Source organism: Pseudomonas laurentiana, from assembly GCF_014648275.1.
GTDB lineage: Bacteria > Pseudomonadota > Gammaproteobacteria > Pseudomonadales > Pseudomonadaceae > Aquipseudomonas > Aquipseudomonas laurentiana.
This window is the reverse complement of sequence record NZ_BMQU01000007.1, coordinates 222,732-237,561: the sequence shown is the minus strand read 5'-3', so window position 1 is coordinate 237,561 and position 14,830 is coordinate 222,732. Positions and strand designations below refer to the sequence as shown.

The 14,830-nt window shown below is 59.4% G+C and carries 12 protein-coding genes; 2 read left to right on the top strand and 10 right to left on the bottom strand.

Going from position 1 to position 14,830, the window contains the following annotated elements; translation table 11 throughout:
* Together IE038_RS09900 and IE038_RS09895 are read left to right on the top strand one after the other, a co-directional pair.
* Window positions 1-3,416 (top strand): beta strand repeat-containing protein (locus IE038_RS09900; RefSeq protein ID WP_189395536.1); only part of this gene is annotated, 3,416 nt, incomplete at its 5' end.
* 161 nt (window positions 3,417-3,577) lie between these two features.
* Window positions 3,578-3,925 carry a tryptophan synthase subunit beta gene (locus IE038_RS09895; RefSeq protein WP_163936019.1) on the top strand — a complete coding sequence of 116 codons (348 nt, stop codon included), beginning with the start codon at window positions 3,578-3,580 and terminating at the stop codon, window positions 3,923-3,925.
* A gap of 15 nt (window positions 3,926-3,940) precedes the next feature.
* Here IE038_RS09895 and IE038_RS09890 read toward each other — a convergent pair whose 3' ends face one another.
* The 10 genes from IE038_RS09890 to IE038_RS09845 all read right to left on the bottom strand — a co-directional run bounded on the left by IE038_RS09890 (window position 3,941) and on the right by IE038_RS09845 (window position 14,828).
* The gene (locus tag IE038_RS09890; RefSeq protein WP_163936017.1) at window positions 3,941-4,381 is read right to left on the bottom strand and encodes a CBS domain-containing protein; all 441 of its coding nucleotides are present in this window, start codon (window positions 4,379-4,381) and stop codon (window positions 3,941-3,943) included.
* Between the two features lie 139 nt (window positions 4,382-4,520).
* On the bottom strand, window positions 4,521-5,810 hold the full coding sequence (locus tag IE038_RS09885; protein ID WP_189395535.1) for a VWA domain-containing protein: 1,290 nt from the start codon (window positions 5,808-5,810) through the stop codon (window positions 4,521-4,523).
* Between the two features lie 28 nt (window positions 5,811-5,838).
* On the bottom strand, window positions 5,839-7,071 hold the full coding sequence (locus IE038_RS09880; RefSeq protein ID WP_163936689.1) for a vWA domain-containing protein: 1,233 nt from the start codon (window positions 7,069-7,071) through the stop codon (window positions 5,839-5,841).
* A 47-nt stretch (window positions 7,072-7,118) separates the two neighbouring features.
* On the bottom strand, window positions 7,119-7,622 hold the full coding sequence (locus tag IE038_RS09875) for a coiled-coil domain-containing protein (protein WP_163936686.1): 504 nt from the start codon (window positions 7,620-7,622) through the stop codon (window positions 7,119-7,121).
* 10 nt (window positions 7,623-7,632) lie between these two features.
* Window positions 7,633-8,322 carry a hypothetical protein gene (locus IE038_RS09870; RefSeq protein ID WP_163936698.1) on the bottom strand — a complete coding sequence of 230 codons (690 nt, stop codon included), beginning with the start codon at window positions 8,320-8,322 and terminating at the stop codon, window positions 7,633-7,635.
* A gap of 71 nt (window positions 8,323-8,393) precedes the next feature.
* A complete protein-coding gene (locus tag IE038_RS09865; protein ID WP_189395534.1) occupies window positions 8,394-9,944 on the bottom strand; it encodes a formylglycine-generating enzyme family protein in 1,551 nt (516 codons plus the stop codon).
* Window positions 9,934-11,157, bottom strand: coding sequence for an ABC transporter permease (locus tag IE038_RS09860; RefSeq protein ID WP_189395533.1), 1,224 nt, complete (start codon window positions 11,155-11,157; stop codon window positions 9,934-9,936). The genes IE038_RS09865 and IE038_RS09860 overlap by 11 nt, the downstream gene beginning before the upstream one ends.
* Window positions 11,141-11,839, bottom strand: coding sequence for an ABC transporter ATP-binding protein (locus IE038_RS09855; RefSeq protein ID WP_163936683.1), 699 nt, complete (start codon window positions 11,837-11,839; stop codon window positions 11,141-11,143). Before IE038_RS09855 ends, IE038_RS09860 begins: the two co-directional genes overlap by 17 nt.
* 5 nt (window positions 11,840-11,844) lie before the next feature.
* Window positions 11,845-13,800: a vWA domain-containing protein gene (locus IE038_RS09850; protein ID WP_189395546.1), complete on the bottom strand. Its 1,956-nt coding sequence runs from the start codon at window positions 13,798-13,800 to the stop codon at window positions 11,845-11,847.
* 2 nt (window positions 13,801-13,802) lie between these two features.
* Window positions 13,803-14,828: a hypothetical protein gene (locus IE038_RS09845; RefSeq protein WP_189395532.1), complete on the bottom strand. Its 1,026-nt coding sequence runs from the start codon at window positions 14,826-14,828 to the stop codon at window positions 13,803-13,805.
* Window positions 14,829-14,830: the final 2 nt, after the last annotated feature.

Below are 14,830 nucleotides of genomic sequence, written 5' to 3'. Positions count from 1 at the left end.
ACTACGAAGCGACCGACCTGACCGGTGCCACCGGCACCGCGACGATTGCCGACACGATCCAGAACACCACCGTAGCGGTGACTGCTGACCCGGCTAAAGAAGGCGACGCGAACGTCACCTTCAACTTCCAGTTGAGCAATCCGCCACAGGGCGCGACGACCCTGACCGTCAACGTCGGTGGTACTAACTACACCGTGAACGTTGATGCCAGCGGTAAAGGCACCTTGGTGGTTCCAAACACCAACGGTGAAGACGTCTACACCGACGCCAGCAGCCTCACCGCGACCGTTACGGCGGTAAACGGCGGCAACTTCGAAGGCACAAACCTGTCGGGTGCGTCTGCCACGGCGACTATTGCCGACACGATCCAGAACACCACCGTAGCGGTGACTGCTGACCCGGCTAAAGAAGGCGACGCGAACGTCACCTTCAACTTCCAGTTGAGCAATCCGCCACAGGGCGCGACGACCCTGACCGTCAACGTCGGTGGTACTAACTACACCGTGAACGTTGATGCCAGCGGTAAAGGCACCTTGGTGGTTCCAAACACCAACGGTGAAGACGTCTACAGAGATGCCAGCAGCCTCTCTGCAACGGTCACTGCGGTCAATGGCGGTAACTTTGAGGGCGTCAGTCTGGCCGGTGCTAGCACCACAGCCACTGTTGCCGACACGATCGATACAGTATTCGCCAAGATCAGCCTTGCTGGTGCAGGCTCCGTCACCGAGGGTGGTGTACTGACCTATAAGGTTGAGTTGGTAGACAAGGACGGTAACGCGGTAACAGTTCCAAGCGGTAAATCGGTATCCGTGAGCCTGGACTGGAGCGGTACTGCGGACTCCGGTGATGTGAACGGCTCGCTGCCAACCAACGTTACCATCGGCGGTGGTTCCAGCAGCGTTACGTTCCCTGTACAGACCGTTGATGACACCAAGATTGAAAACAGCGAGTCGTTGACCGCTACCATCAAGGGTGTGACGGACACTAACAACGTGTTCGAGCATGTCGCAGTCGGCAGTCAGAATACGGCCACCGGCACCATCCTCGACAATGACCAGGGGCCAACCGTCAGCGGCGATAGCGCGTCCATCCTGGAAAGCGGAACGGCTGGCGGTAGCGATGTGGTTCTGGTTCTTGACCGTTCTGGCAGTATGGGGCCTGCGGGCAATGGACAGAATGGCAGCGACCCGGATGGTTCAGGCCCATACACCTCCCGGCTGGCAATGCTCAAGGATGCGGTGAAGAATCTTTTCGCATCCGGCTCCGTGCACTCGGTGTTCATTGTCTCGTTTTCCAGCAGCGCGACGTTCCATAGTTCGGGCAAAGATGGTGGCTGGTTCACCAATCTGGACGATGCCTTGGCTGCGATCAACAAGATGCAGGCAACCGGCAGTACCGACTACAACGATGCACTGAATAGTGTAATCACTAATTTCTCGGCCCCTCCAGCGGGCGGCGGCAAGCTGGTCAGCATCTTCATGTCAGATGGCGTGCCCAACGATGGAGCGGCGCCTGAGTCCACCTGGATCAATTTCCTTGAAAACAAAGGGTTCAGTGACTCCTTTGCTGTGGGCTTTGGCGGCTTGAGCAACAGCGACAAAAACTATCTGGAGCCGATTGCCTGGAAGCCGGGCGAGAAAACCGGCACCATCACCAGTGGGGCGAATGACAACCACGTGCTGGTGGTGGACACCACACTCAGCGCCTTGACTGACGCATTGGTGACCAGTGCCGGCGGCAGCGTTGCATCGGGTAATGTCACCAGCAATGACACTGGTGGTACTGCCGGTTGGGCAGCGGATGGTTGGAAGCTGGTGTCCGTTGAGTTCAATAATGTGACCTACACGTTCTCCAATGCGAACGACGTGAAGACGATTGACCTCGGTAATGTCGGTAAGGTGATTATCAAGGCTGATGGCACCTACACCTTTAGCGGGAAAGACAATTTCGACACCCCTACGTCCCTTCAGGCCGTACTGAATGTCACTTTGAAGGATGCCAATGGCGCGACAGCCTCTTCGACGTTGACGCTGACAGTCAATGATCGTAGCGATCCGATTGCCACCGATGACAACGTAACGGCTACGTTGGTATCCAAGACAGTCACCGCAGCGGATACGCCCACAACGCTGGCGAATTTCTCCAGCAATGAAACCAATCAGTGGAAGTTCACCACTCCTGTCGACCAGAACCAGACAAGTTTGTCGGATAGTGCTGTTCTGAAAGTAAACCTGAACAGTTGGCAGTCCAGCTCCCTCAACGGCAACAATCCTGATGCAAAAATCAGCAGCAATGCTTTGAAGCTGACAGACAACAACGGCAGCAGCTCTGGTGATGCCCAAGCGCTGACGCCGACCTACAAGACGGGTGCGGTTGCTGGCGAAACGTTGTCGTTCTCTACCAGCACCAGTAACTTCAATAATGGTGATACGGCTGGATGGACGCTTTTCAAGAGCACGGATGGCGGTAATACCTGGTCCTCCGTGGAGTACAACTCCATCTCCGGGAGCGGAACAGCGACAACCGGCGCATTGGATGCCAATACCCTGTATCGGATATTCCTGGAGGTACATGACGGTAGCGGGAACTCCTCCAGCAAACTGGCCACTGTGACGTTCGACGACTTCACAGCCAAGGTACCGGGTGCTACGAGTATCGAGTGGTCAGCAACACCGGTCACCGGCTCGGTGCAAGCAAACGACCTCTGGGGCGCTAGCGGCGAAACCTCAACCTTGTCGGTCAAGGTCAATGGCACCTGGGTAGATGTCCCGGCAGGGGGGACCACTGTTACGGGTAGCTATGGTGATTTGGTCATAAAGAGCGATGGCTCCTATACCTATACACCGGTTAACAATAAGGACAACGTGGGCCACACGGATCAGTTCGAGTACAAACTGACCCAGGCCGATGGTGATACGGACTCGGCGCATTTGAACATCACGATTGATGCAACGGGTCCAGGTGCTCCGGTGTCGCAGGCTGCAGCGCTGTCGCTGCTGGGCAGTGATAACGAGAGCATCCTCTTCACTCAGAGTGACAACCACACGGTGTCCGGTGGCTATGGTAATGATCTGCTGGTGGGAAGCAGCAGCGCCGATACCTTCGTATGGAAAGCCGGCGAGACGGGGCATGATGTCGTCAGGGACTTCAAGCCTGCTGAAGGCGACCGTCTTGACCTGAGCGACCTGCTTCAGGGTGAGAAGGCCAGTACTATCGACAATTACCTGAAAATCACCACCGTCGATGGCGTTTCTACGCTGCAGGTCAGTTCCGAGGGTAAGCTCAATGAGGCCGGCAATTTGGCTAATGCGGATGCCACCATCAAGCTTGAAGGCGTGAACTGGTCGAACACCACGATCAACTCGTTGATCTCGGGTGCAGACCCGACCATCAAGATCGATCACTCCAACAGCTGATGCCTGTGCCAGCGGCAGCCCGACCCGGGTTGTCGCTGGCCTCGGGCCTTTCCCTGTACCGTCTTCGCGGCGCATACTGGCGCGCCGGGCGCTATCGTCCGGCGGGCTTTGCCTATGCTGCTGATGGCGGATATGGACTGACACACACGAGGGAAACCCCCATGTACTACGTGCAACGCGATGCACAGGGCCAACTGCGCCGGGTAGAGGCCGCACCCTATGCCGAGGCCACGGAAACCTTGCCAGCGGACAACACCGAGATTCAGAAATGGTTTGCTGACGACGTGCTGGAAGGCAGCCTTCAGCGGCTCAAGCAAAGTGACCAGGAGATGATCCGGGTACTGGAAGACTTGATCGAAGTGCTGACCCGCAAAGGGCTGATCAGCATTACCGATTTGCCGGAAGGCGCCCAAGGCAAGTTGCTGGGGCGCTCTCAGGCGCGGATTGCACTGGGTGGCCTCACCCGCCTGTTGGTCGACGATGACGACGACAGTGCAGGGCTGATCTGAAATCAGCCCTCGGTTTCAGTCACCGCGAATGTAGTGTTCCAGTTGCTGAATAAGGTCCGCTTGTTCAGCAATGGCCGCCTTGACCAGGTCGCCAATCGACAGCAGGCCCAGCAGCTCACCGTTCTCCACTACCGGCAGGTGACGCAGGTGGCCATCGGTCATCATGCTCATGCAGGTATCGATGTTCTGATGCGGGCCTACCGTAATCACGGGTGCGCTCATGATAGCGCTGACCGGCGTGCCTACCGATGAACGACCCTTCAGTACCATCTTGCGCGCATAGTCGCGTTCACTGATTACGCCGATCACTTTGCCGCCTTCAACGACGGGCAAGGCACCGACGTTCTTTTCAGCCATCACCCGCAGCGCATCGAGCACCATCTGGTCAGGGGCAATGGTATGAACCTGCTGATGCTGCTGGGACTTCAATTTCAGGAGCTGTGCCACGGTTTTCATAGAGAGTCCTGCCAAGTGGTGGTAGTGACGATCGATAGCTAAAGAATCGTGCAGTAATCACCACAGGGCAAGGTTGAAAGCGGCATTGATCCAATTGAAAAGCGTCATTGGCGCAAGGTTCGGATCGCTGGCAAGGCGGTCATTCACAACGTACGCCACTTGACACTTCCAGGCTGGCTTCTTGCAGTGCTGCTGCCACGGCTGCCGCATCATTGGCTGTGTAGACCCGGCCGCCGGTATTTTCGGCCGCGCAGTTCGAGCCTGTACTGGCACTGATGTTGACCACATTGATCCGCAGTCGCGGCTGTGCCTGAGCAATCTGACTGGACACCTTGCAGACGCTTTGGCCACAGCTGTCACTGCCGTCGACAAACATCACAATGACCCCATCGCGGTCACGACCATTCATCTGTCGGGCTGCCGCTTCAAGGCTGATACCCAATCCGGTGCCACCCTTGGCATCGAGTTTCTGGATGAGATCTGTCAATTGTGGACGTTTGTCTCGGTCGAATACGCCATGGTCCAGCGGTGCGCGGCAACCGTTGAACGTCACCAGGCGCATGTCGATGTCTTTGTCCAGGTTCTCCACCAATGTGCTGAGTGAGTTCTTGGCTACCTCCATGCGTGTGACCCGTTGTGGGCCTTTGGATGCAAGGTAATCCTCCAGCAGCGGGACTTTTTGCAACAGGTCGATGTACCACGGGTCGCTTTCTTGCTTGACCCGAATACGGCTGTCCATTGAGCCTGAGGTATCGAGTACCACGGAAAACTCGGCTGCCTGTGACGGGGTACCTGGAACGCAGGCAAAGGTAGGGCGTCCTGGTGCTACCCACAATTGGTGAATTGAAGGCCACCACGCGTAGATCCACCAGAGCGCTGCCAGCAGCAGTAAGCCCAGTAACCAGGGCCACATGAGCCAGCGTCGACGTGGAGACACCGTGCGTGACGCCGGGGCCGGTTTCGGGACCGGAGGTTTGGCCGGTGCTGCGACCGGAGCAGGTGTTGGCTTGTGGGCTGCGGGGGGAGCCTGCAGCGGTGCCGGTTGCTGCCCCCAGCGTACCACCAGAGGCTCGCCATTGACGCTGTAGAGATTGTCGAGGTCAGGCGCACCGATCAGACCACGCAGCGCCTTGGCTGCCTGTTCCTGGCCACGCCGCTCCAGCTCCAGGGCCAGGTGCCCCACTGCGGTCTGGCGTTCTTCATAACGCATCAACAACGCCGCCTGCTGTTCACGGTTCAACGTGGCGTAGAGGTGTGGCTGGCCGGCAAGCTCTGACCACCACTCCAGCACGCCATCTTTGCCTTGGCGGGGGATGGCATAGAGGTGAGCAATAGTTGGCGGAAAGTGCAGGCGAATCAACGCTACCGTCTGATCCAGAGCCTGTGCACTGTCCTGGCTTGCGTAGGTATCGCGGGTTACCCGTTGCATACGTTCAATTCCTTACAATCAACAGGCATTAGTCGCAATTGGCACTGCCGGAAACCTCTTGGCTGGCGTCTTGCAGGGCCTTTGCCATTTCCAAGGCATTGTTCGCTGAGTACACCCGGCCACCGGTGCTGTCGGCAATGCAACTGGCCAGGCTGTTATTGCTGATGTTGACCAGGTTGACCCGCAACCGTGGTTGTTCTCGGGCAATACGTTTCGCCACCTCGCAAGCGTTTTGGCCACAACCGTCTGCACCATCGACGAACATTACGATGACCCCGTCGCGGTCCCGGCCATTCATCGTGCGCGCGGCGCTTTCCAGGCTTGCCGTGAGTGCAGTGCCATCGTTGGCCACGAGGCCTTTAATGCCTTGGATCAAGGCCGGGCGTTGAGCAAGACTGAACTGGCCATGGTCGATTGGCGCGCGGCAGCCATCAAAGGTCACGATGCGCATGTCGATGGCCGGGTGCAGGTCGTTCACCATCTGGCTCAACGCGCTCTTGGCCACGTCCATGCGTATTGGGCCTCGGGTTATCCGGGCCAGGCGCTCAGGGTCGGCCCCGTCCTCTTGGCCAAGGGTGAAAAACCATTGCTCGTCTTCGAGCGTGGCATCCACGCTCAGTTGCATTGAGCCGGAGGTATCGAGGACCACGGAAAACTCAGGGGGCTGTGCCTGGGGGTCTTTAACGCAGGCGAAGTGCTGCGGCTGGGGTGTATTCAGCCACCGTTGCAGGTAAGGCCAGCCTATCCACAGCGCGAGCAGCAGTGCTAGCAGCAAGAGTAATGGCAGCAGGAACCATGGCAACCAGATCCACTTTCGCCGACGCGCAATCGGAGCGGCTATTTGTGGAGCCGGGCTTGGTGCCGGCCTGGGTTCAGGATCACCCCAGCGCACCAACAGCGGATAGCCATTGATGCTGTAGAGGTTGTCGAGGTTCGGTGGCCCTACCAGTCGCCGCAGTGCGCTAGCTTCTGTGCCCTGGCCGCGACGTTCCAGTTCATTGGCCAACTGTGTGACGGCGTCTTGGCGCTGTGCATAGATCTCAAGCAGCGCGTGTTGCTCATCGGCATTGAGCTCGCGGTACTGGCGTGGCTGTCCGGTCAGTTCCGACCACCATTCACGGGTGCCATCGGCGCCTTTTCGCGGGACCGCATAGAGGTGAGCAACGCTGGGTGGAAAATGCTTGGCGATAATCGCTACGGTGTGTTCGAGCGAGGCTAAGCCGTCCTGGCTCGTGCTGGCATCACGGGTAACCCGTTGCATGAGGATGTCCTGAAAAAGACCGGCAGCCGAGGCTGCCGGTAAGAGGCTTACTCGTAACCGAGGCTCAGCTGGAGGCGGCTGACCTGCTGCTGCAGAGCTTTCAGTTCTTGCTTGCGGGCCTCGACCTGGGCAGCGTTGGCCATGCTGGCAGGGGCGCTCTGCGAGGCTTTCATCCGCTGTTCAAGGCCCGCAATCTGCTGTTGTACGTCGCGCTTGTTGGCATGCCGGGCCTTGAGCGTGGCCAACAGGCCATTGAGCGACTTTTCCAGGCTGGCCTGCTGACGTTGTACGGTTGCCAGGTCTTGGCGGGTCGAAGTCTGCTGTGCGCTGAGCTGAGCATATACGTCGTTGAACTGACGGTTCTGCTCACGGGCATCGACCAAGGCCTGCTCGCTGTTGCGCACCTGCTCGCTGTAACCGCCACCGTAGTCGCAGTTGAGCTTCTTGATCATGCTGACATCGCTGTCGGAGGCATTGCACTGTGACGCGGTAGTAGCGCACCCGCCCACTGAGAGCAGGGCCAGAATGCAAAGGCTGAGGCGTAGGTACATAGCGTGCTCCTTAGCCCAGGGTAATTGCCGAGCGCTGGCTGTAGAGGCCGTCGACCTCCTGCTGCAGGGCAACGACCTTGTTGTTCATCTTGGCAATCTCTGCCTCGACCTTCTGCACCTCAGCCTGGTTGGCGCCGCCTTCACGCTCAAGCTTGGCGACCTTCTCAAATTCGGTGACACGGGCCTTCATGTTGTTGACGTCCTTGCGCATCAAGGCAATGTTGCTGTCGATGGCGGCAACGTCTTGCTGTGCCTTGGCCTTGTTAACCGTCTTGGCTTGAATATCGCGCTGCAGGGCGGCGATTTGTTGTTTGTCGTCGTTGATCACGCGTTGCAGTGTGTTGGTTCGCTCGGCGACCTTGGCCGTTTCCTGTTGAACATCAGTGGTCATCATCGTCAGACGCTGATTAGTGTCGGAGTACTGGGCACGACGCTGATCCAGGTAGTAGTTGGCGCCCATGGCCACGCCACACGCGGCAAGGCCAGCGACGACGGCGCAGGTAGCCTTGTTGCTCGAGTTCGACAGGGTGCAGGCGAGCACGCCACCGGCTGCGGCGACAGCACAGGCCTGATAGCCCGATGTGGTGAAAAACTTGGCATCGTTGCCGGAGGTCAGCCGTGGGTCTGCGTTGCTGCTGCCACCCAACATTGAGCTACCGGTACCGGCACAACCGCTCAGCACCAGGCTGACCACTACCATCACACTGACCCAAATCCGGGAGATGCCTGCTTTATTGGTATTCACGTTCGCGTTCCTTGACTCGTTGTTGATCAGAGGGTTACGGCCTTGCAGCTGTTGAGCCAGGCTGCAGTGTCGATTTTCTGGGTTTTGAGGAATTCGGCCTGGTTAGCCCAGTGGGTACGCAGGTAAGGCATCAACTCCTTGAGGTTCTTATTGGCCTTGAGCGTGCCCTCCAGCACCGGCACTTGCGCTTCCAGCAGGGGCTTGCCATAGAGCGAACCGGACTCCACCAAAGAGCTGGCGTAGTAACGGCTCAGCTTGTGCAAGCGCGTGCTCTGTTCGTCGAGCTTGGTTTTGCGCATACCGCAGGTGGGGTCTTCTTCGCCGGCCTTGCAGTTGCTGGCGTAGTTCTTCTGCAGAAAGTCGAGGTACTGGCCGTCGTCGAGCATCTTGGTACAGAGGAAGGCGCCGAGGTTGAGGCTGGCACGGATCGCCTGATCGCGAGCTTCCTGCTGTTGCTGGTTGCTCGCCCGTAGCTGATTTTCTACGGTCTTGAGCTGGTCTTTCAGGCCTTGGTCATCAACCTTTGCGGCGAGGTCTTCCAAGGCTTTCACGGTGCCTTTGTCCTTGGCGTGTCCGGTGGGCTCATCGCCGCCCAGCTTCTTCCAGCTACTCTCAATACTGCTGACGCGTTCGCGAGAGGTCATCGTGGGCGACACCAGCACCAAGCGCATGCCCGTGGTCTTGCTGGTCACCGGGCCTTCGGCGTTGTAGTACGGCTCTTCTTCACGCAGCGCCGTGCGTAGCTCGCCCTCGGCAGTCAGGTAGTTGCCGCCGCGCACCACATAGCCGCCGGCCTGCCCATGCTGGCGGTCCAGTTTGTTCAAGTGGAAGGGTTCAAACATCATCTCGCTGGCGTTGCCAAGCATATCGTGCAGGCCCAGAGGGTTTGCTTTGAGCAGCCCGCTGAGTTGCAGTTTGCCGTTCGACGACTGGGCGCCAGCAAACCATTCGTAGGCATTCAAACCTTCGGGCATCGGGTAGCGAGCATCGCGAAACTCAGCGGTACCGACCTGCAGCCCGCCGCGCGCGGCGTACTCCCACTCGATCTCGGTGGGTAAGCGCAGAAAGCCCTGGGCGCCATCCTCCTTGGGCAGTTTTGCGGCAGCATTGGCGCGTAACCAGCGGTTGTATTTATCGGTTGCTTGCAGTGCATCGAGCCAGCTCAGCGACACCTCCGGCAGGCGCAGCTTGTTCGACGGCGTCGGGCAGGTTTCGTCCGTCAGCGCACGGTACTGCAGCTGGGTCATTTCATACTTGGCCATCAGGTAGTAGCGCGATTTCTCACCTTTCGCGCTGGTGAAACTACCGGCGATAAAGGCGGGACGGGTCTGTTCGACATAGCCCCACTCGGCACTGTCCTGGCCAATGTTGATTGGGTAGTCGTCTAAGGGGCCGGCCAGTGGGATCAGTACCTTGCGAAACACCATCGACCCTTCGCAGGGCATGGGGAGCACCACATCGTCGGTGTCGGGCATGGGGTTAAAGTGTTTCTCCTCCCAGGCCGCGGCCGAGGCTTGCATCAGGCAGCCGAAACTCAGGGGCAAGAACAGTAGACGGCCGTAGGCTTTAGAGCTCACGCAGACTCTCCGCAGGTTGAATTCGAATGGCTCGCAGGGCGCCGATCATGGCGACCAGCGCGGCGACTAGGAAAGCGAGGAGCAGGGCGGTCAGGCCGTGCCCAAAAGTGATGTGGCAGATGAACGTGCCGGTAGCCTGACTGCTGCCCAGCAAGTGGTCGAACAGTACGCTGCCGGCAAAATAGCCACCCAGGCCGCCGAGATAACCTACGGCGCTGAGCAGCAGTGCCTGCAGCACCACATAGCTGGCCACTGCCAGACTGCCGAAACCCAGCAGGCGTAACACTGCAAGGTTCCGCCGTTTGCGGTCGATGTTGGCCAGGAAGGCACCGACCAGCGAGGCGATGCAACCGATCAGTGCGGCACCGGCAATCACCCCAAAGATCAGCCCTAACACATGGTTGATCGCCTTGACGCTATCGATTTCAGCGAGACGACTGCTTGTTTCCACATGTTGCTCATTGAGCCAGCGCTCCAAGGCTTCGACGTTGTCGATGTCTTTGGCATAGACCCTGGCACGGGCATAACCAACCTTCACGCTGTCCAGCAGTTGGCCACTGGTGCTACCCAGTGTCGGCACGCGATAGCCGTCGCGGAAGTACTCTAGGTCGAGCAGCAGTTCGGGGCTGACAAAGGCTGCCGGGCGGGCAAAGCGTGCAGGCTCCAGTACGGCTTGCACCTGCAGTGTTTGCTCGCCGCGTTCGTTGACACCGTCCAGGCGGCGGACGACGCGAAGCCGAATATTATCGCCGACCTTGGCGGCCAGGCGCTCAGCCGTACGGGCACTGAGAATGACCTGGTTGCCTTGCACTGCACTCAAGGGCGTGTTGAGTAGCGGGTCGCCGGCTTGGGTGGGGATGACTTCGATGTTATCGGCAAAGCGCCCACGCTCGCCCTGCAGGTCGGCCTGGGTGTTCAGCGAGCGTGTCTGACCAATGGCGAAACCGACTTCCGGGCGCTGGCGCAAGCGTTCCAGCCAGTCGAGGTCGTAATGGCTGCTGCTGAGCATCTTCACTTCAAGGTTGCGCGGGTCGCTCAGCAGTTCCTGTTGCAGTTGGCTGACCACGCCATGCTTGAGCCCGAACAACAGCAACAGGGGGGCGATCACCGCCATTAGCGAGGCTGCCATGCACAGCGAGACCTTGCGGTCATGCCAGAGATCGGCCACCGAAAGCTGCATCAGCAGCCCCAGTTGCTTAAACCAGGGGTTCAAAGCGTGTTTCTCCTTCCCCATTCACTGCGCCCAGTCGCGGCAGGCCGAACTGATCGATCAATGCCCAGTCGTGGGACACCACCAAAGCGCTAAGGCCCAGCTCATTGACCAGGCTCAGTAGCAGCTCGAACAGGCGCTGAGCATTGTGTGGGTCCAGTGCGGCGGTGGGCTCATCGGCCAGTAGCAGCTGAGGCTCGTGGGCGATGGCGCGCACACAGGCGACGCGCTGGCGCTCACCGATGGACAGGGACTGTGGGTATTTGTCGAGCAACGGCTCAAGGCGCAGTACTTCAACTGCTTTCTCGACGGCCCGACTGCGGCTGGAGAGGCCAAGTAGGCGCCGTGGTAACTGGATGTTGTCGCGTACCTTGAGAAACGGCAGAAGGCCACCGTTCTGCAACACGAAACCGAGCTGCCGGGAGCGTAATGCGGCCAGCGCCGGTTGCTGGTTCTCAGCCAGCAACTGGCGTACATCCACCGCCTCACGTCCGAGGCGATAGTGGTTCAGTTGCTGAGGCGCCAGGAGCAAGCCGATGGCTTCCAGCAGGGTGCTCTTGCCGCAGCCGCTCTCGCCGGTAATGGCACGAATTTCACCTTGCTCCAGGTGCAGCTCATTGAGCCGCACCCGATGAGCCTGGGCGCCTTCCCCGCGCGCGACCAACAGTCCTTTGATGTCAAGCATGGGGCTCAGGGCATCATTTCGAGCGGTACCGGATAGACGTTATCGCGGCTATCACTACCGGGTGCCAGTGCGACCCAGCGGTCCACGTCGGCGTTGTAACGCTGGTAGTGGCGCAGCTTGGTACTCAGGCTGCGGATGAATTTTTCCTGAGCAAGGCCGTCCCAGCCTTTCCAGGTTTCTTCATCCAGGTTCAACACGTCGCTGTGGTACGGCAGGTCTTCCAGGTATTCACCCAGCACACCCAGGTCCGCTACACGGGTGTTGGCACCCTGTTTCAGCTGGTTCGGGTCGGCCCCCATGGTGGCGGCTACCGAACGCAGGCGGGTGAACATCTCGCTGGGCGAGATCATGCCTTCGTTGGCGGCGTCCAGAATCTGCTTGAGTACGTCGCTCAAGTCGCTGAGCTGAGCTTTGGTCAGCAGCACACGCACATCGGTGGTCGGCAGATTCTGCTTGATCAGGTCACGGTCGCTGATCCAGGCCTGGAACACGGGGGGGGCCTGGGTTCCGGTGGTTTTACCGAGATAGGCGAGCTGCATGGCATGGCCGATCAGCGCGGCGTCTTCGAGCATCTTCTTTTCGCTCGGATCGGCTTTGGCATTGGTTGCACTGCCAATCGCGTCTTCGCCCATGTAGGCCGACTTCACCTGTTGGGTAATGGCGGCGGCGAGGCCGTCCACCTTGCGCCCGAACGCATCTACATCGCCAGCGTTAACCGGATAGTAGAGGGAGGTGTTGGTTCCCGGGTAGTTCGACAGTGCCCGGTACTGTGCCTCGGCGCTGCTGTGGTTCTTGGCACCGCTTGGGGTTTTCAGGTGCAGGGTATAGAGGGCGACACCAGGGTTGCTGGCCTCGATCTTCACCTGTTCCGCACCCAAACCAGTGCCCGACAGTTTGTCGCCACCGTCGATGGCGCCAGCATCGGTGATCAGCACCACATAACGGGCACCGAACTGGCTCCAGTCGACTTTGTCCACCGCGTGCATGACGCCGGAGTAGGCGTCTTCGTCGAAGGTGCTGCTGGAGACCTTGGCCTGTTTCAGGTCAGCGACCTTGGCCATGAAGTCGGCCCCGTCTTTGACGGTGTTTGGGTCGGCGTACATTTTACTCACGTACTCCAGGCCCGGTACCGCCTTGGTACTGGAACGGTAAGCGACCAGGCCAAACTTGACCTGCTGACCGAGGTTCTCCTTCTCGATCTGCTCATAGACGCGCTTGATCGCCTCACGGGTGCGATCAATGTACGGGTCCATGGAGATGGTCGAGTCGATGACGAACACCACCGCCGCGCTGAAGGCCTTGAGTTGGGTCTTGGCATTGCCTGGCGTATTCGTATTCGCCGCAGCGCTACTGCTGGCGTCTGCCTTGCTCACCGAGGCGACGTTGAGGATTCGCGTACGGAAACCTTCCTCGGTCATCACCTCTTCGCCGCTCAACACCGGCAGCAAGTAGAAGTTCTTCTGCAGGTCGATGAAGTACTCCGGCTCCTGAGCCAACACGCCGGGCGCCTCGCTGCCTTTCTTGAGCTTGGCCCGCAGTGGTGCGACGTGACTGACCGGATCGGGTGCGTCGAGAATCCCTTCGAGCTGATTGCGTTCCTTGAAGAACAGCAGACGGTCACGGTTGGCAGGGTTGGTGAACGCCAGCGTGAGCTGCATTTTCCACTCGACAGTACATTCGTCCGGTAACCAGCCGATGCTCTTACCCTGGGTGTCGGGGCCAACCCGCAACCACTCGCGGTTGTCGACCTGAGCTCGTTCATACACGTAAAAACGGCTGAACGCGGGTTGGGCGGCGCCGCTGGAAGCACCTGCCGCGTTACTGAGCTGGCAGCTAGGCGTGGTCAGGACGCGTTGGAACAGGGTTTTCTTACCCGCTTGCAGCAGAGGCTTGTCCGCTGCTTGCAAGGCCGGGCTGAGACTCAAGGCTAGCAAGGCAGCCGTCAATCCGCGCAGACGCATACTCATTGTTTGAGCTCCTCAAGACGCGCCTTGGCATCGGCATTGTTCTCGTCGAAGCTAAGGATGGTCTCGTACCAGTAGGCGGCAGTGGCGTTGTCGGGTGCTTTGAAACACTCGCTGGCCTGGTGGTACTTGGGGTCATACTCGTGGGCGTAGGCTGTGGCGATCTGTACGTCGCCGCCCTGAGCGCGGTTGGCGTACAGGCGCTGGGCGACGCCGCAAGTGCTATTGGCCTTGGCGACGTTGATCACTTCCAGCAGCGCAGTGCTGTCCGGCGCCTGCTGGATGCAGCTCTGCACGAAGGCCAGTTCCGACTGGCTCTTCATGCTTTCCAGCGTACAAGGCTGGGCTGTCACCGCGGGCTCGACCTGTGCAGGCTTCTCCGGCTCTGCAGGCTTGGGTGCGGCAGGTTCCGGTTGCTGTTTGAACCACCACCAGGCGCCTGCCGCGATGGCGGCCAGTAGCACCAGTAGCAGTACCGGCAACAGCCAGCGGTTCTTTGTTGTCGGCGTTGTGGCTGCCAGAGCTGGAGCCGGGGTAACCACTTCGGGTTCTGCCAGGGTTTCGGCCGGAGCGACCGTCGTCGCCTGGGCTGGCGCCTGCTCCACTACCGGCGCAGTTGCCGGTACGTCCAGCGTGCCGCCGTTTGCGCTTGTCGGGGTGCTCCCTTGCGACAACGAATGCTGCAGGTCCTTGGCCAGCCGCAGGACGGTTTCTTCGCTCAGGCCCGAGCCCTTCAGCTCAATGCGGAACATGGCGTTGTTGCTGAGTTCCAGCAAGGGGTCGAGCAACTCCGGCCCAATCCGGGTCTCGAAGGCTTGTGCGTCGTCTACGGGCTCCAACTGCGTGATTTGGAACCAGTAGGGGCTGCTACTCCACTGTGCTTCCTTCTGCAGGAAGTGTTGGCTTTGGCTGCTTTGCACCGAAAACTCGAGGCTGTCGGTGGTTTCGCTCCAGCCACTGACTCGAACGCGTGCGTGGCCTGGAACGTTGCTGCTCAATGACAGCACGTCAACTCTGATACCCATGG